Annotated in this window: 13 protein-coding genes; 6 read left to right on the top strand and 7 right to left on the bottom strand. The window is 73.1% G+C overall.

Features of this window, described 5'->3' with window-relative positions; translation table 11 throughout:
• Nucleotides 1-31: 31 nt before the first annotated feature.
• From secA to mtrA, 6 genes are all read right to left on the bottom strand, one after another.
• The gene (gene secA / locus JOD51_RS06425) at nt 32-2,815 is read right to left on the bottom strand and encodes a preprotein translocase subunit SecA (protein ID WP_204607528.1); all 2,784 of its coding nucleotides are present in this window, start codon (nt 2,813-2,815) and stop codon (nt 32-34) included.
• Between the two features lie 150 nt (nt 2,816-2,965).
• Entirely contained in the window at nt 2,966-3,688 is a 723-nt protein-coding gene (gene hpf / locus JOD51_RS06420) for a ribosome hibernation-promoting factor, HPF/YfiA family (protein ID WP_239539795.1), read from the bottom strand.
• A 200-nt stretch (nt 3,689-3,888) separates the two neighbouring features.
• Nucleotides 3,889-4,713, bottom strand: a complete 825-nt coding sequence (locus tag JOD51_RS16985; RefSeq protein WP_239539794.1) for a ComF family protein — start codon at nt 4,711-4,713, stop codon at nt 3,889-3,891.
• Between the two features lie 99 nt (nt 4,714-4,812).
• Nucleotides 4,813-6,543: an LpqB family beta-propeller domain-containing protein gene (locus tag JOD51_RS06410; RefSeq protein WP_204607527.1), complete on the bottom strand. Its 1,731-nt coding sequence runs from the start codon at nt 6,541-6,543 to the stop codon at nt 4,813-4,815.
• A complete protein-coding gene (gene mtrB, locus JOD51_RS06405) occupies nt 6,540-8,204 on the bottom strand; it encodes an MtrAB system histidine kinase MtrB (RefSeq protein ID WP_259559065.1) in 1,665 nt (554 codons plus the stop codon). Before mtrB ends, JOD51_RS06410 begins: the two co-directional genes overlap by 4 nt.
• 5 nt (nt 8,205-8,209) lie before the next feature.
• Entirely contained in the window at nt 8,210-8,887 is a 678-nt protein-coding gene (gene mtrA, locus JOD51_RS06400) for an MtrAB system response regulator MtrA (RefSeq protein WP_110904734.1), read from the bottom strand.
• A 145-nt stretch (nt 8,888-9,032) separates the two neighbouring features.
• On the opposite strand from mtrA, the gene JOD51_RS06395 reads away from it, so the two are divergent.
• Genes JOD51_RS06395 through JOD51_RS06375 form a run of 5 tightly spaced genes read left to right on the top strand, consistent with a single transcriptional unit; the run spans nt 9,033 to nt 15,085 of the window.
• Nucleotides 9,033-10,661: a DUF7847 domain-containing protein gene (locus tag JOD51_RS06395; protein ID WP_204607526.1), complete on the top strand. Its 1,629-nt coding sequence runs from the start codon at nt 9,033-9,035 to the stop codon at nt 10,659-10,661.
• Nucleotides 10,658-11,299 (top strand): DUF4129 domain-containing protein, encoded by a 642-nt coding sequence (locus tag JOD51_RS06390; protein ID WP_204607525.1) that lies wholly within the window; start codon nt 10,658-10,660, stop codon nt 11,297-11,299. Before JOD51_RS06395 ends, JOD51_RS06390 begins: the two co-directional genes overlap by 4 nt.
• Entirely contained in the window at nt 11,296-12,684 is a 1,389-nt protein-coding gene (locus tag JOD51_RS06385) for a DUF4350 domain-containing protein (protein WP_204607524.1), read from the top strand. The genes JOD51_RS06390 and JOD51_RS06385 overlap by 4 nt, the downstream gene beginning before the upstream one ends.
• Nucleotides 12,681-13,712: an AAA family ATPase gene (locus JOD51_RS06380; RefSeq protein ID WP_372377760.1), complete on the top strand. Its 1,032-nt coding sequence runs from the start codon at nt 12,681-12,683 to the stop codon at nt 13,710-13,712. Before JOD51_RS06385 ends, JOD51_RS06380 begins: the two co-directional genes overlap by 4 nt.
• On the top strand, nt 13,712-15,085 hold the full coding sequence (locus JOD51_RS06375; RefSeq protein WP_204607523.1) for a DUF58 domain-containing protein: 1,374 nt from the start codon (nt 13,712-13,714) through the stop codon (nt 15,083-15,085). Before JOD51_RS06380 ends, JOD51_RS06375 begins: the two co-directional genes overlap by 1 nt.
• A gap of 34 nt (nt 15,086-15,119) precedes the next feature.
• On the opposite strand, the gene JOD51_RS06370 is transcribed toward JOD51_RS06375, so the two are convergent.
• Nucleotides 15,120-16,115 carry a stage II sporulation protein M gene (locus JOD51_RS06370; protein ID WP_204607522.1) on the bottom strand — a complete coding sequence of 332 codons (996 nt, stop codon included), beginning with the start codon at nt 16,113-16,115 and terminating at the stop codon, nt 15,120-15,122.
• Nucleotides 16,116-16,192: 77 nt separating this feature from the next.
• Between JOD51_RS06370 and JOD51_RS06365 the strand changes: the two genes are divergently transcribed.
• Entirely contained in the window at nt 16,193-17,062 is an 870-nt protein-coding gene (locus JOD51_RS06365; RefSeq protein WP_204607521.1) for an RDD family protein, read from the top strand.
• The last annotated feature ends 53 nt before the right edge of the window (nt 17,063-17,115 follow it).

Genomic DNA, 17,115 nt, shown 5'->3' with positions numbered 1-17,115 from the left:
GTACCGGGCCTCCCGTCAGGGGTGTGGCGCGTCAGCCCTTCTTGGCCGCCGCCCGGCGCTCGGCGCGGTTGCTCGCGTCGGCCTGGCCGGACGCGGTCGCCGCGGAGCCGAAGGCGGAGCCCTTCTCGGGGCCGGCGGCTTCTTCCTGCTCCGCCTGGGCGCGCTGCGCGCGGGCGGTCGCGGCCTGCTCGAGGCGCCCGGCCTCGTCGCGGACCTCGACCTCGCCGTCGATCGACGGTGCGGAGTACTCGAGTCCGGCGTTCTCGCCTTCCTCGTTGAGACCCTTCGCCTCGATGACCGCGCTCTCGCCGTCGGACTGCACCTGGACCTCGAGGTTGAAGAGGAAGCCGACCGACTCTTCGCGGATCTGCCCCATCATCGTCTGGAACAGCGCGTAGCCCTCACGCTGGTACTCGACCAGCGGGTCACGCTGCGCCATCGCTCGGAGGCCGATGCCGTCCTTGAGGTAGTCCATCTCGTAGAGGTGGTCGCGCCAGCGGCGGTCGATCACGGAGAGGACGACGCGACGCTCGAGCTCACGCATCGCCTCGTCGCCGAGGGCCTCTTCGCGGTTCTTGTAGGCGAGCTGCGCGTCGGAGAGGATCTCGCGCGCCAGGAACTCCCGCGAGGCCTTGCCCTTCGACCCGGCTTCGGTGATGACCTCGTCGATGGTGATCGAGATCGGGTACAGGGTCCCGAGTTCGGTCCACATGGCGTCGAGGTCCCAGTCGTCCGGGGAGCCCTCACCGGTGTGGGTGTCGATGACGTCGTCGATGACGCTCTTCAGGAACGACTGCGCGCGCTCGTGCAGGTCGTCGCCCTCGAGGATGTGCCGGCGGTCGCTGTAGATCGCTTCGCGCTGGCGGTTCAGGACGTCGTCGTACTTCAGGACGTTCTTGCGGATCTCGGCGTTGCGGCCTTCGACCTGCGACTGAGCGGACCGGATCGCGCGGCCGACGAGCTTGTTCTCGATGGCCAGGTCGTCCGGGACGTTGCCGCGGCCCATCAGGCTCTCGGCAGCACCGGAGTTGAACAGACGCATCAGGTCGTCGGTGAGCGACAGGTAGAACCGGCTCTCGCCCGGGTCACCCTGACGGCCGGAACGACCACGGAGCTGGTTGTCGATGCGGCGGGACTCGTGACGTTCGGTGCCGAGGACGTAGAGGCCGCCGGCGTCGCGGACCTTCTCGCTCTCCTGCTCCACCACGGCCTTCATCGCGGTGAAGACCTTGTCCCACTCGGCTTCGTACTCGTCCGGGGTCTCGGTCGGCGACAGGCCCTTGGCGTGCATCTCCTGCACGGCGAGGAACTCCGCGTTGCCGCCGAGCATGATGTCGGTACCACGACCGGCCATGTTCGTGGCGACCGTCACGGCACCGGCACGACCGGCCTGGGCGACGATCGCGGCTTCACGGGCGTGGTTCTTGGCGTTGAGGACCTCGTGCTTGACGCCCTTCTTGGCGAGCAGCTTCGACAGGTACTCGGACTTCTCGACGCTCGTGGTGCCGACGAGGACCGGCTGGCCCTTGAGGTGACGCTCTTCGATGTCGTTCGCGACCTGCTCGAACTTGGCCTGCTCGTTCTTGTAGACGAGGTCGGTCTGGTCGATGCGCTGCATCGGCCGGTTCGTCGGGATCGGGACCACGCCGAGCTTGTAGGTCGACATGAACTCGGCCGCTTCGGTCTCCGCGGTACCGGTCATGCCGGAGAGCTTCTGGTACAGGCGGAAGTAGTTCTGCAGCGTGACGGTGGCGAGGGTCTGGTTCTCGGCCTTGACCTCGACACCCTCCTTCGCCTCGATCGCCTGGTGGATGCCCTCGTTGTAGCGACGGCCCATCAGGATGCGGCCGGTGTGCTCGTCGACGATCAGCACCTCGCCGTTCATCACGACGTAGTCCTTGTCGCGCTTGAACAGGGCCGAGGCCTTGATCGAGTTGTTGAGGAACGAGATCAGCGGGGTGTTCGCGGACTCGTAGAGGTTGTCGATGCCGAGGTAGTCCTCGACCTTCTCGATGCCGGGCTCGAGGACACCGACGGTGCGCTTCTTCTCGTCGACCTCGTAGTCCTCGCCCGGGGTGAGCCGGGTGGCGATCGACGCGAACTCGGTGAACCAGCGGTTCGCCTCGCCCGAGGAGGGCCCGGAGATGATCAGCGGCGTGCGGGCCTCGTCGATGAGGATCGAGTCGACCTCGTCCACGATCGCGAAGAAGTGCCCGCGCTGGACCATGTCGGACGCCTGCCACGCCATGTTGTCGCGGAGGTAGTCGAAGCCGAACTCGTTGTTCGTGCCGTACGTGATGTCCGCGGCGTACTGCTCGCGACGCTCGATCGGCGACTGCCCGGCGATGATGCAGCCGGTGGTCATGCCGAGGGCGCGGAACACACGACCCATGAGCTCGGACTGGTACGACGCCAGGAAGTCGTTCACCGTGATGACGTGCACGCCGCGCGACGGGATCGCGTTGAGGTACGCGGCCGTCGTCGCCACGAGCGTCTTGCCCTCACCGGTCTTCATCTCGGCGATGTTGCCGAGGTGCAGTGCCGCGCCGCCCATGAGCTGCACGTCGAAGTGCCGCATGCCGAGGGTGCGCTTCGACGCTTCGCGGACGGCGGCGAACGCCTCCGGCAGGAGGTCGTCGAGGGTCTCGCCGTTGGCGTACCGCTCGCGGAGTTCCGTCGTCTCCTCTTGGAGTTCCTCGTCGGTGAGGCTCGCGAAGTCGTCCTCGAGGTCGTTGATCGCCGAGGCGTACGCCTTCAACCGACGGAGAGTCCGCCCTTCACCGATGCGGAGGACCTTCTCCAGCACGTTTGCCACGTGAGCTCCTTACGAAGTCGTCGTGCGCGGTCGACGCGCCCGATCAGCCAGTCATGCTAGCAACCCCGCCGGGGTCCGGCGCTGGGAGCAACACGAGTGCGCACGGCCCGGACGGGGCCGTGCGCACTCGGAGGTGGTGCGTCGCGTCGACTACGCGGTCGCGGACACGGTCTCCTCGACGAGGACGTGTTCGCTCCCTCGGGCGTCGGCGCCCGGGTTCTCGTCGATGCCGATCACGCCGTAGTCCCAGCCCTTGCGGCGGTACACGACGCTCGGGCGGTGGGTCTCGGAGTCGACGAACAGGTAGAAGTCGTGGCCGACGAGCTCCATGTGGTACAGCGCGTCGTCGACCGTCATCGGTGCGGCCTCGAAGACCTTCTGGCGGATGACGACCGGCGAGTACGCGGCGTCCTCTTCCTCGTGAGCGGCTTCCTGGTCGACGTCGACCACGGGCACGGCACCGGTGGCGACCGTCTCGATGAGCTTGCCGTCGGCGGGCTCGACGCCCATGCCCTCGAACGCGGCTCCGGCGGCCTCGGCCACGGAGGTCGGACGGTGACGTCCGCGGTGCACCTTCTTGCGGTCACGTGCCCGGCGCAGGCGCTCGGCGATGCGCGCGAACGCCAGGTCGAAGGCGGCGTACTTGTCCGACGCGGCGGACTCGGCCCGGACCAGCGGCCCCGGACCGATGAGGGTCAGTTCGACGCGGTCCTCGCCCTGCGCTCCGCTGCTCTTCTCGTGATGCCGGCTCACCCGCACCTCGAACGCGAGGGCCCGGTCGGCGAGCACGTCGATCTTCTCGGACTTCTGCTCCACGTAGGCCCGGAATCGGTCGGTGACCCCGACGTTGCGGCCCGTGATCGTCACGTCCATGGCGGCTCCCATCCACACTCGGCGGTTCGCCTGCGTCCGGCGAACACCAACGCCTTGCCGCGAGGCTAGACCCTGCGGGCTCGCCCCGTGCCGGTGCGGGCCCGCGTGCCGGAGACCTCCACCGGATGCCCAGGCGACGTCCGGGTCCGGCTGCTGCTCGTGCTCGCGCTCGCGCTCGTGCTCGCGCTCGTCGGGCACGCTCACACCTCCACCGTGGCGACGGCCACGCACCGGACGACTCGGCCGCCGGCGGCGCGGACGGCCCGGATGGCCTCGGCCATCGTCACGCCGGTGGTGACGACGTCGTCGACGAGCACGACGTCGCGGTCGGCCACGTCGTCGGCGACGAGGGTGCCGACCGTCGCCGCCACGCGCTCGATCGCGTTCCGCTCCTTCTGCCCGCCACCGGCGTACCCGTGTCCGCCCGGCCCGGCACCACCCGGCCCGACAACGGCACCGGCACCGGCACCGGCAGGCGTGTCGCTGCCCGAACCGGCACCGACCCGCCCGCCATCGGCGTCGGCTCGGTCGTCGCCGGGCAGGGGGACCCGACGCAGGGCCCGCGAACGCCGGACGCCGGCACGACGCAGGACCGTCACGACCGGGTCGAACCCGCGCCGCCGGTGCCCGCGGGGCGAGGGCGGGACCCGAAGGACCACCGTGCCAGCCGGGGACTCGGCGAGCGCCGTCCGGACGAGGTCCGCGGTGCGCCGGGTGAGCCCGCGCACCACGTCCACGCGTCCGCGCAGCTTCCACTCGAGCACCAGGGTCCGGACGAGGCCGTCGTACTCGTGGGCGGCGTCGAGCCGGACCCCGGCGACGAGCCGCGTCCGTCCGGGCAGCGCGTCGAGCGAGGACCGGCAGGCACGGCAGAGCGCGCGGTCCGGCACGCCGCAGCCGACGCAGACGACGGGCAGGACGAGTGCCAGGACGGCGGCAGCGGCGTCAGCCCAGGGGCGATCGGGAGCGCCGGACGTCGTGGACGGTGGCGGGAGGACGACCGGGTGTGTCTGGAGCGAAGGCATGCCCCGATGGTGCCCGGCGGGGACCACCGGGGGTGGGCCGCGGTGTCGGACTGTGGACGGGCCTCCCGTCCGGGGCGGGTGTGGAGGACGAGACGGCGCTCAGCGCTGGACGCCGAGCACCGACGCCTCGACTCCGGTGGTGTCCCACGCGCCGCCGGTCGACTGCAGCACCGACCCGTCCGACATCCGGAGCAGCAGTGCGCCGCCGCTCCCCCCGGTGATCGCGGTCGCCCGGCCGTCCGGCTTGGCGAGGGCGTCCCACTGTCCGCCGACGGTGGTGCGGACGACGCTCGAGCCGGCCGTGGTGCGCCCGACCGAGGCGATGTCGAGCTCGTCGATCCAGGCGGCGCCGACGGGGTCGCCCTCGGCGGCCTGCACCCGGACGGGCGGGCCGAGCGAGGTCGGTGCCCGGTCGGACCCGCGGGTGATCGCGACGACGTAGAGCGCGGCCCCGTCGTCGGTGTCGAGGAGCGCGAGCGCACGGGTGGAGTCGCGGGACACCTGGAAGGACACGAGTCTGCCGGCCGGGAGGGTCGAAGTGACGACGTGCGGGTCGCCGCCGAGCCCGTACGCGGTGATCGACCGAGTGTCGGACTGCTGGGCGACCCAGACGAAGCCCTGGTCGTCGATGCTCGGGGCGACCAGGTCCTCGCGGGTGTCGATCCGCAGCGGCGCCTTGCCGGACCGGACCACGAACACCCCGTCGTCGTTGCCCACGGCGGCGACCGTGCCGGAGGCCGACAGGGCGAGCGAGTCCGGACCGAGTCCGGCGATCCGGTCGCTGAGTCCGCCGCCGAGCGCGGTCACGTCCCCGGTGGTCGCCGTGGCGTACCCGGCGACACGGTCCTGCACGACGAGCGGGCGGGCGTCGACGTCGGGGTTCCGCTGCGCGCTCGTGCCGCTGGAGTCGGGCAACGGGACGGGGACGCCCTCGACGGTGAGGTCGACCGAGGAGATCGTGGCGACGGAGGAGAGCGACTCGGTGAGCTGTTCGCGCATCCGGACCTTCTCGACCGTGTTCGCCCGCAGTGCCTCGCTCGACAGGTCGACCTGTGCGCTGCCACTCTCGATGGTGACGGCGTTCAGCGAGAGCTGCGTGCCCTCGGGGAACGAGGACACGACGGAGCCCTCGAGCCACTCGGCGGGTCCGGCGAGCAGGGCGCTGACGATGCGGGTGCTCGTCGAGGAGCGGGCCAGGAACCAGCGTTCGTCGGGGACGAGGAACCGGTAGGTGGGGTCGTAGAAGTACAGGGCGTGCGGCTGGAACACGGAGGTGAAGTTGACCGGCGACAGGATGATGCCGTCCGGGGCGTAGGCGATGCGCCACTGGCCGTCCTCGCGGACGAACTGGAACGTCAGCGTCGAGGACGTCGGCCGGACGGCCTGGGTGTACTCGCCGTCGGCGTCGACCGAGGCGCTCGCCGTCAGCGTGTAGGTGAGCTCCTTGTCGCCGACCCGTTCGACGTCGCCGTCGCCCTGCCGGATGGTGACGCCCTGGCGCGGGTTCCACTTCTGCGAGAACCCGCTGCTGAGGAACTCCCGCGCGACCGCGTAGTCGTTCTGGGCACCCGTGGCGGCGTCGATGAACTGCGTGAGCAGGTCGGTCTGGTTCGCCCCGTCCTCGGGTCCGGTGGGGCGGTAGTCCACGCCGCCGGTCGGCGACTCGTCGGTGATCGACTGCCCGGAGCGGACCGGGCCGCCGGTCGGGATCGCGGCACAGGCGGTGGCGCCGAGCAGGGTCGCGGCGGCGAGCACCGCGGTGAGCACGAGCCGGAGGCGCGTGGTGCGGGTCCGTCGGTCGGTGCGGGTCCGTCGGTCGGTCCGGGTCATGCCGGCTCCTCCGTTCCGGTCGGTCCCTCGTAGGACTCGTCGAGTGCGGGCAGCGGGATCGCGGAGGTCGGCGGGGCCTCACTGCTCCGGCGGGGCAGGGTCAGCACGAACGCGGACCCCTCACCGGGGCGGGACCAGACGTCGATGCGGCCGCCGTGCAGCTGGGCGTCACCGAGGCTGATGGCGAGCCCGAGTCCGGTGCCGCCGATGGTGCGCTTGCGGCTCGGGTCGGCACGCCAGAAGCGGTCGAACACGCGGGCGGTGTCCTCGGCCGGCATCCCGACCCCGCGGTCGCGCACCGCGATGGCGACGGACCGGGAGTCGCTGTCGACCACCACGTCGACCGGTCGGCCGTCGCCGTGCTCGATGGCGTTGCCGACGAGGTTCCGGAGCACGCGGCGGATCCGGCGGGCGTCGAGCAGCATGGTGGTGTGCCCGCCCGGGGTCGCCAGGCGCAGCTCGATCTCGGCGCGTTCGGCGAGTGGGCGGAACTCCTCGACGATGTCGGCGGCGAGCGCGGCCGGGACGACGGGCTCCGTCTCGAGTTCGACGGCCTGGGCGTCGTAGCGGGAGATCTCGAGCAGGTCGGCGAGCAGCAGTTCGAACCGGTCGACCTGGGCGTGCAGCAGTTCCGCGGACCGCGCGACGGACGGCTCGAAGGCGTGGCGGGCGTCGAAGAGCAGGTCGCCGGCCAGGCGGATCGTGGTGAGCGGGGTACGGAGCTCGTGCGAGACGTCGGACACGAACCGCTGCTGGACGCGGGAGAGCTCCGCCAGCTGGGTGATCTGTCGGCTGACCGCGTCGGCCATGTCGTTGAAGCTCCGGGCCAGGGTGGCGATGTCGTCCTCGCCCCGGACCGGGATGCGTTCGTCCAGGCGACCGGCGGCGATCTTGCGGCTGGTCTCGGCAGCCCCGCGGATCGGGACGACGACCAGGCGGACGACGAGCGAGGTGACGAGGGCGATGAGCACGATGAGCGCGACACCGCCGATCGAGAGCGTCTGGGACACGAAGTCGAGCGTCTGCTGCGCATCGGACAGGTCGTACACGATGTACAGCTCGTACTGTCCGGCGCTCGGGATCTGCAGGGTCGACCCGACGGCGAGCCCCGGGCCCCGGCCGCCCGGACCGTCGAGCCGCACGGGTTGCAGGCTCAACTCTCCGGTGTCGGCGGCGACCCGCTTCCGCAGCTCGTCGGTGATGACCGAGTCGGGGAACCCGGTGCTCGCGACGTTCTGCAGGATCTGCGGCGTCCGGGCCCCCGGCGTCCGCTCGATCGCGATGCTCGTCCCGCCCGGACTGGTCGTGTTCGAGAGGATCGCGTTCTGCGCCTCGCTCTGCAGCGACTCGAGTTCGGTCTGGTTGTTGTCCTCGGCCGCGGTGGCCGCGTCGAAGATGTTCTGCGCCACGATCGTCGCCCGCGCCGACTCGGCCTCGATCTGGTCGCGGCGCTGTGCGTAGACGTTGTTCGAGATGCTCACCATCACCGCGGTGCCGATCACGGCGACGGCGAGCCCGGTGGTCGCGACGGTGATCGCGGCCGAGCGGACCATGAGCGACCGCCGCCAGAGGTACGCGATCCCGCGCCAGATCCGGCGGAGCCAGGTGCGGACCCGCCGGCGCGCCCGGCGGAACGGCGCCGGGGCCGACGACGACGGCACGTCGGTCAGCTCTGCGCGCCGGCCCGGTACCCGACCCCGCGGACGGTGGTCACGATGCGCGGGTTGTCCGGGTCGTGCTCGATCTTGGCGCGGAGCCGCTGCACGTGCACGTTCACCAGGCGGGTGTCCGCCTTGTAGTGGTAGCCCCAGACCTGCTCGAGCAGCATCTCGCGGGTGAACACCTGGCTGGGCTTCTCGGCGAGCGCGCGGAGCAGGTCGAACTCGAGGGGCGTGAGGGCGATGGCCGCGTCGCCCCGGCGGACCTCGTGTCCGGGGACGTCGACGACCAGGTCGCCGACGTGCAGGACCGTCGCGTCGGTCGCGGTCGGCCGCAGGCGGGTCCGGATCCGGGCGACGAGTTCCTTGGGGTTGAACGGCTTCACGACGTAGTCGTCGGCACCGTTCTCGAGGCCCGCGACGACGTCGGCGGTGTCGCCCTTCGCGGTGAGCATGATGATCGGCGTGCCGCTCTCGGCCCGGATGCGACGGCACACCTCGATGCCGTCGATGCCCGGCAGCATGACGTCGAGCAGCACCAGGTCCGGCTTCGTGGCGTGGAAGGCCTCGACGGCGTCGTTGCCGTCGGCGCTGAAGTCGGGCTCGTAGCCCTCCGAGCGGAGGACGATGCCGATCATCTCGGCGAGGGCCTGGTCGTCGTCGACGACGAGGATGCGCGGTGTCATGGGATGCGGACTCCGGAGGGCAGGGTGGGGCACCCAGGGACGGGTGCTCTCCGCTCACGATAGTCGAGCGCCCGTCGCCGCAGGTTTTCCGACAGGATGGACACGGTCGCGCGTTCCGGTGGCGGCCAGGCGAGGGGGCGGTTCGATGGTCGACGACGGATGGCAGGTCCCGGGGGCGAACCGGCCGCAGCAGGGCAGCGGGCCGCAGCCGCCGGCGACGCCGCGACCGCAGGCACCGCAGTACCCGGCGGCACCGCAGTACCCGGCGGCCTGGGGCCCGGTCGGACAGCCGGGAGGCACGCCCGCCCCCGGCTTCCCCGTCCCGCCCGCCGGTGGGCCGGCACCACTGCCGCCCGAGTCCCGCCCGGTGATCCCGCTGCGGCCGCTCGGCCTGGCGGACGTGCTCGCCGGCGCCTTCACGGTCTTCCGCCGCAACGCCCGCGTGCTGCTCCTCTGGGCCGTCATGCTCTCCGGGGTCCTCGGGCTGCTGTCCACCCTCGGGTCGGCGATCGGCCAGCAGATCCTGCAGAACCGCATGTTCTCGGTCGTCGACGGTGGCGGTCGTGGGGACTCCGACAGCATCATCGCCGGCACCGTGACCCTCTACGCCGTGCTGTCGATCGGCCTGCCGTTCGTCAGCTACCTGGCGCGCGGGTTCCTCGTCGCCCCGATCGCGGTGGACACCGGGCAGCGGGTGCTCGGACGCCGTGGCACGTTCCGCGGCCTGTGGTCCCTGCTCGCCGGTCGTCGGTGGTCGGTCATCGGCTGGATCCTGCTGCAGCTCGCCGCCGGGATCGTCGTCGGGGTCGTCTTCGTCGTCGTCGTCATCGCGTTCGTCGCCGCCCTGGCCGCCGGGGACACGTCGGCCGGCGGGTACGTGCTGGTGATCCTCCTCATGGTCCTCGGCTTCGTGGTGCTGCTCGCCTTCCTGCTCACCCGGTTCGCGTTCACGGTGCCGACGATCGCGCTCGAGGGGCGCGGCGTCTTCTCGGCCGCCGCGCAGTCGTGGCGGCTCACCCGACACGCGTTCTGGCGCACGTTCGGCATCCTGCTGCTCGTGCAGTTCGTCATCGGGTTCGCCGCGAGCATCGCCAGCATCCCGCTCACGGTCGGGCTCAGCCTGTTCTCGGGCGTCTTCGACCCGCTGGGGCAGACCACGTCGACGAGCGGGTCGCCCTCGGTCGGCGGGGTCGTGGCCCTCGTCGTCGGCAGCCTGCTCGTGATCGCGGTGCAGTGCGTGACGGACGTGCTGAGCAGCTCCGTGGTGACCTTCCTGGCGATCGACCGACGCATCCGCACCGAGGCCCTCGACCAGCGGATCGCGTCGCACCTGGACACCGGCCAGCCCGCGGACCCGTTCGCTCCGCACGCCCCGGTGGCGCGGCCGACGTGGACGCCGGGTGCGCCCTGGTCGCCGCCGCAGGGGTGGCCGCAGCAACAGCCACAGCAACAGCAGTGGCAGCCGCAGCAGCCCTGGTCGCCCCAGCAGCAGTGGCAGCCCCAACAGCCCTGGACCCCGCAACAGCAGTGGCAACCGCAGCAGCCCTGGTCCCCCCGACAGCAGCCGTCGCCCCACCAGCAGTGGCAACCGCAACAGCCGTGGCAGCCCCAGCAACCGTGGTCGCCGCAACGACCGCAGCAGCAGGGCTGGCCGCAGCAGCAGCCCCAGAAGCCCTGGACCCCCGGCCCGCAGGACGGGCCGCAGGACCCGCAAGACACGCGGCAGGACCCGCCGCGCGACGCGCCGCAGGACCCGCCGGGCGGCAGCCGGTGAGTGCCGCCGCTCCCGGGGAGGCCCGCCGTCTGCTCGAGCGCGAACTCGCCCACCGGGAGTACCGCGGCCCACAGGAGACCTGGTGGGACCGAGCCTCGCGCTCGTTCCTCGACTGGCTCGGCTCGCTCGCCCCGGACGGCGTCGGCTCGCCGGGCTTCGGCCGCACCCTGCTCGTCATCGCGATCGTCGTGCTGGTGGCCGTGGTCGTCCTGGTCGTCGTCACACGCGGTCTCCCCCGTCGCCGTGCCCGCAGCCGACCGACGGCCCTCGGTGGCGTCTTCGACGACGACGACCTCCGCTCCGCGCAGGCCGTCTCCGCCGCCGCCCAGGCCGCCTTCCGCGCCGGGGACTGGGCGACCGCCGTCCTCGAGGGCTACCGCGCCCTCGCCCGGGGCCTCGGTGAACGCGACCTGGTCCGCATCGTCCCCGGCGCGACCGCGCGTGCCATCGCCGACCGCGCCACCGTGCCGTTCCCGCAGCTCGGCACCACGCTGCGCGGTGCGTCCGACACCTTCGACGCCGTCCGCTACCTCGGTGCCGACGCCGACGAGTCCGCCGCACGTCGCGTCCTCGAGACCGAACGCGCCGTCCGGGAGGCCCGCCCCGCCCACGCAGACCGGCCGGCGGTCCCGGCATGAGCGCCACCACCACGCCGGTGCCGACGTCGGCACCGGGGTCCGCACCGACGTCGGCGCCCGCTGCGACACCGACCGCGGGGCCGGACGGGCCGGCTCCGACGGACCGCACCGTCCGGATCGTCACGTGGGTCGCGGTCGTCGTCGTCGGGCTGCTGCTCGCGGCCCTGACCGCCGCGGTGGGGCCGGGCGACCGGCAGCGGGCCGTCCCGCTCGACCCGACCTCGACGGCGACGAGCGGCTCCCGGGCCGTGGTGCGCGTGCTCGAGCAGCAGGGCACCCGGGTCGACGTGGTGCACGACGCGGACGCGCTCGACGTGGGCACGGGCGACACCGTCCTCGTCGACGACTCCGCCGGGGTGCTCGACCGCGCGGTCGCCCGGCGCATCGCGCGGACCGCTCCCGACGTGGTCCTCGTGACGAACGACCCCGGCATCCTCGAGTCCTTCGCCGTCGACGCCCGGCCGGCTGGCAGCACCTCGTCGACCCGCGTGGCCTCCACCGCGACGTGCCCGATCCCGGCGGCGCGGACCGCGGGCTCCGTCACGGTCGTCGGCGCCACGTACGACACCGACGACACCCGGGTGGAGCGCTGCGCGCCGTCCGGCACGGGCGCGGACACCCGGTGGGGGCTCCTCCGCGCCACCACCGCGGACGGCCGGGTCACGGTCCTCGGCACCACCGGCGTCCTCCGCAACGACACCGTCACCCGCGCCGGCAACGCGGCCCTCGCGCTGGGGCTGCTCGGCAGCGGGGACCGTCTGGTCTGGTACGTCCCGACGGCCGACGGCACCGATGCCGCACCGTCCCTCGGCGACCTCGCACCGCCGTGGGTACCGAGCGCGATCGCCGTCCTGGGGATCGTCGCGGTCGCCGCCGCGCTCTGGCGTGGTCGGCGGCTCGGGCCCCTGGTCGTCGAACGCCTGCCCGTCGTGGTGCGCGCCGCCGAGACCACCGAGGGCCGCGCACGCCTCTACGCCCGTGTCCGCGACCGCACCCACGCCCTCGACACGCTCCGGCTCGCGGCCGTGCGCCGGATCGGACGCAGCCTCGGGCTCCCCCGGTCGGCCCACGTCGACGAGGTCGTCCGGCGCGCCGCCGCCGTGACCGGGCGATCCGCCGACGCCGTCGGAGCCGTGCTCGTCGGCGGGACCACGGCGGACGACCGAGCCCTCGTCGACGGCGCAGCGGCGCTGGACGAACTCGAGCACGCGCTCCGGCGGGCCCGTTCCGGGGACGTGGGGCGGGCCTCCCGGCCGGACCCGACGACGGCGGCACCGACCAGACCGGCCCTGACCAGACCGGCACCCACCAGGCCGGGGCCGACCAGGCCCGACCCGAACACGACACAACCGACCACGCCGAAACGACCAGGAGGACGATCGTGACCGACCTGCCCGCCACCCCGCCCTCCGGACCCGTCCCCGCACCCGCCGCGGCGGGTGCACCCCGGCCGACACCGGACGGCGATCCGCTCCGCGACGTGCTCGGCCGTGTCCGCGCCGAGGTCGGCAAGGCCGTCGTCGGCCAGGAGGGCGCCGTCTCCGGCATGATCGTCGGCCTGCTCGCCCAGGGGCACGTGCTGCTCGAGGGTGTCCCCGGTGTCGCGAAGACCCTGCTCGTCCGGAGCCTGGCCGCGGCGATGTCGCTCGACACCAAGCGCATCCAGTTCACGCCCGACCTGATGCCCGGCGACGTCACCGGCTCGCTCGTGTACGACGCCTCGACCGGCACCTTCCCGTTCCGCGAGGGGCCGGTGTTCACGAACGTCCTGCTCGCCGACGAGGTGAACCGCACACCGCCGAAGACGCAGTCCGCCCTGCTCGAGGCGATGGAGGAACGCCAGGTCAGCGTCGACGGCTCCGCCCGGATGCTGCCCGACCCGTTCTTCGTCGCCGCGACGATGAACCCCATCGAGTTCGAGGGCACCTACACGCTCCCCGAGGCGCAGCTCGACCGGTTCCTCATGAAGCTGACGCTCGACCTGCCGCCGCGCGAGGTCGAGTGGCAGGTCCTCCGACGCCACGCCGACGGGTTCGTGCCGCGGGACGTCCGGTCTGCCGGCATCGTGCCCGTGGTCGGCGTCGACGAGGTCCGGGCCGCCCAGCGCGCCGTCCGTGCCGTCGGTGCCCGCGACGACGTGCTCGCCTACGTCGTGGACCTGGCCCGAGCCACCCGGCAGGCGCCGTCGGTCCGCATCGGGGTCAGCCCGCGCGGGTCCACCGCGCTCCTCGCGGCCGCGAAGGCCTGGGCCTGGCTGACCGGCTACGACGCCATCACGCCCGACCACGTCCAGGCGATGCTGCTGCCGGTGTGGCGGCACCGACTGCGGATCGCCGCCGACGCCGAACTCGAGGGCGTCGACGCGGACGGCGTGCTCCAGCAGGTGCTCGAGCAGGTCCGGGTGCCGATCTAGTGGCGATCTCCGGCCGGTTCGTCGCGCTGCTGGCGGTCGCCGTCGTCCCCACCGTGCTGCTCGGCAGCGGATGGGGCGCGCTGGCCTGGATCGGCCTGCTGCTCGCAGCCAGCGCCGTCGACCTGCTGCTCGCCGCGGACCTCGACCGGGTCCGCGTCGAGCGCCGGATGCCACGACTGGCGCGTCGGGACACCGCCGCCGAGGGCACCCTGGTCCTGGCGAACGACGGCCGCCGGGTCCTCCGTGCCCTGGTCCGGGACATGTGGGAGCCCTCCGCCGGTCAGGAGCCGCGTCGGATCCGGCTGACGGTGCCGTCCGGGGAGCGCCGCACCGCCCGGATCCGCTTCACCCCGTTCCGCCGCGGGCGACGGACCACCACCGGCATCGCGGTCCGGGCATCGGGTCCGCTCGGCCTCGTCGCCCGGCAGCGCGTCCTCCCCGCCCCGGGCGAACTCGTCGTCACCCCGCCGTTCCGGTCGCGGCGGCACCTGCCCTCCCGGCTCGCCCGGCTCCGTGAACTCGACGGCGAGACCACGCTGCAGCTCCGCGGCCACGGGACCGAGTTCGACTCCCTCCGCGACTACGTCCGTGGCGACGACGTCCGGTCGATCGACTGGCGTGCGACCGCTCGCCGCCAGGACCTGGTCGTCCGCACCTGGCGGCCCGAACGCGACCGCCGCGTCGTCGTGGTCGTCGACGCCGGACGCGCCGGAGCCGGACGGGTCGACGACGAACCCCGTCTGGACACCGCCATCGAGACGGCGCTGCTCGTCGGTGCCCTCGCGGCAGCCGCCGGCGACCGGGTCGACCTCGTCGTGCTCGACGACGCCGTGCGCGGCCGGGTGCACAGCGCGACCCGCTCGGACGTGGTGCAGCGGTTCGGCGAGACCCTGGCGCTGGTCGACCCGGAACTCCGGCCGACCGACTGGGCCGCGGTGCCCGGGATCGTCGACACCGTGACCACGCAGCGGGCCCTCGTGGTGCTCGCGACCAGCCTCGACTCGGTCGGCGCCTCCGGCGACCTGCTCACGGTCCTGCCGCTGCTCGCCCGTCGGCACGCGGTGGTCGTGACGTCCGTCGAGGACCCCGCCGTGGCGCGGATGGCGGCGACCGGCGAGGGCGACCAGCGGGCCGAGGGCGGAGCGCGCCGGGCGACCACGAGCGGACTGGTCTCCGCGCTCGGCGCCGGGTCCGGAGCGGGGTCGGCCGACGTGTACCGGCGGGCAGCCGCCGAACGGTCGCTGCTCGATGCCGACGGGGTCGCGGACGTCGCGCGCCGCGCCGGTGCCGAGGTCGTCCGCGGCCTCCCCGGTGAGGTGCCGCCGCGCACCGCCGACGCCTACCTCCGCGCGAAGGCGGCCGGGCGACTCTGAGCGGGACGCGCCGGCCGCACCCCGGACGACGCCGTCAGCCGGCGACGATCTCGCTGGCGCCCCGGTCGAACTCGTCGACGTCGCCGCGCTCCCCCGCCCGGTGCGCCCGTCCACCGACGCCCCACTGGTAGGTGAGGACGAGTGCGAGCGCCACGGTGCCGATCCCGATCTTCACGGGCCACGGCCAGTCCTGCCGGGTGACGGTGCCCTCGACGACACCCGACAGCAGCAGGGTCAGCACCAGGCCGATCGCCACCGTGATGAGTGCCCGGCCGTCCTCGGCGAGGGCCTGCGCACGGGTCCGCTGGCCGGGGGCGATCCACGACCACGCGATCATCAGCCCGGCGCCACCCGCCAGGAAGATCGAGTAGAGCTCGAGCTGGCCGTGCGGCGCGATGTAGAGGAAGAAGTCCCCGAGTCGACCCTGCGAGTGCATGATCGACGCCGAGACACCGAGGCTCATCGCGTTCTGCACGATCGAGTACGGCACGAAGAGGCCGGTGATGCCGAACGCCACCATGCTCGCCGCGATGTACGCGTTATTCGTCCACACCTGCGCCGTGAAGGCACCGAGGCCGTGGTCGGAGTAGTAGTCGACGAAGTCCTGCGTGGCGTACTGCCGGAGCGCCGAGTCGGTGCCGAAGGTCGCCACCGCTCCCGGCGTCGACGTGATCCACACCGCCGTGATGGCGGCGATGAGGGCCGTGGCGACGGCGACCCAGATCGTCACCCACCGGATCCGGTACAGCGCGGCCGGCAGCTGCAGGGCGAAGAACCGGACCACGGCGGTGACCGGGTCGATCGGCGTCCCCGTGAAGCGGAGGCGGGCACGGTGCAGGGTCAGGGACAGCCGGTCCCCGGTCGCGGAGCGAGGGGACACCTGCCGGATGCGCGCGAGGTCCGTCGCGGCCGACTGGTAGTCGCCGAGCATCCGGTCGACGTCGTCACCGGAGGCCGGACGGCGCCGGGCGAGCCGGTCGAGCTCGTCCCACCGCCCCCGATGGGTCTCCGCGTAGGCGTCCAGGTCCATTCGCTCCCCCTCGTCCGGATCGGAGCCGGGCTCCGGGTCGACGACCGTTCGCGGTCGTGTTCCGACAGAATGATCCCATGCCGAAGCGCGCCACGCCCCGGGACCTCGCGGACCGCCGCTTCGTCCGTGCCCTGGAGGACTCCGACGACGCCCTCGTCGTCGGGGAGGCCGTCGCCCTCGACGTCGTCCCCGCGAGCATCGTGCTGCGGGGTGCGGCCGCCCTGCTCGACGCGCTGTGCCTCGGCGTGCTCCTCGTGATGCTGTCCATCGGACTGTCGCGGGTGCTGCCGACCGGCATCGACACCGGCTGGTCCGCTGCCGCGCAGATCGTCGTGGTGGTCGTCGTGTTCGTGCTCGTGCCCGCGGCCGTCGAGACGTTCACCCGCGGCCGGAGCGTCGGGCGGTACGCCGTCGGCACCCGGGTGGTTCGGGTCGACGGCGGCGCCGTGTCGTTCCGGCACGCGTTCACCCGGGCACTGGTCGGGCTCCTGGAACTCTGGCTCACCGTCGGGTCCCTCGCCCTGGTCGTGGCGCTGTTCGGGTCCCGCCCCCGGCGTCTCGGCGACCTGCTCGCGGGCACCGTCGTGCAGTCCGAACGTCTGCGCCGATCGGTCGACCCGGTCGTGACACTGCCGCCGTCGCTCATCGGGTGGGCGGGCGTCGCGGACGTCCGGCGCTTGCCGCAGCGCCTCGAGAACCGGATCGGCGCGTTCTTCCGCGGCGTCGGCTCGGTGCAGCCCGGCCTGCGGGCCGAGGTCGCGCGGGCCCTGGCGGCCGAGGTCGCCGAGTACGCGCACCCGGTGCCGCCGGTGCCCGCCGAGGAATTCCTCGCCGGCGTGGTCGCACTGCGCCGCGCGCGTGACCTGCGCGCCTTCAGCGGCCGGGCACGCACCCTGGAGCGGGCGACCGCCACGGCGGGGGCGCGCCCGCCGGGCTTCCCGCGCTGACGTCCGCCGCTCCCCGGGCCGAACCGGGCTGATCTGGGCCGAACCGGGCTGGG

Source organism: Curtobacterium herbarum, assembly GCF_016907335.1.
Lineage (GTDB): Bacteria > Actinomycetota > Actinomycetes > Actinomycetales > Microbacteriaceae > Curtobacterium > Curtobacterium herbarum.
Note: the sequence above shows the minus strand (reverse complement) of the source record. Positions and strands in the feature narration are given on the sequence as shown.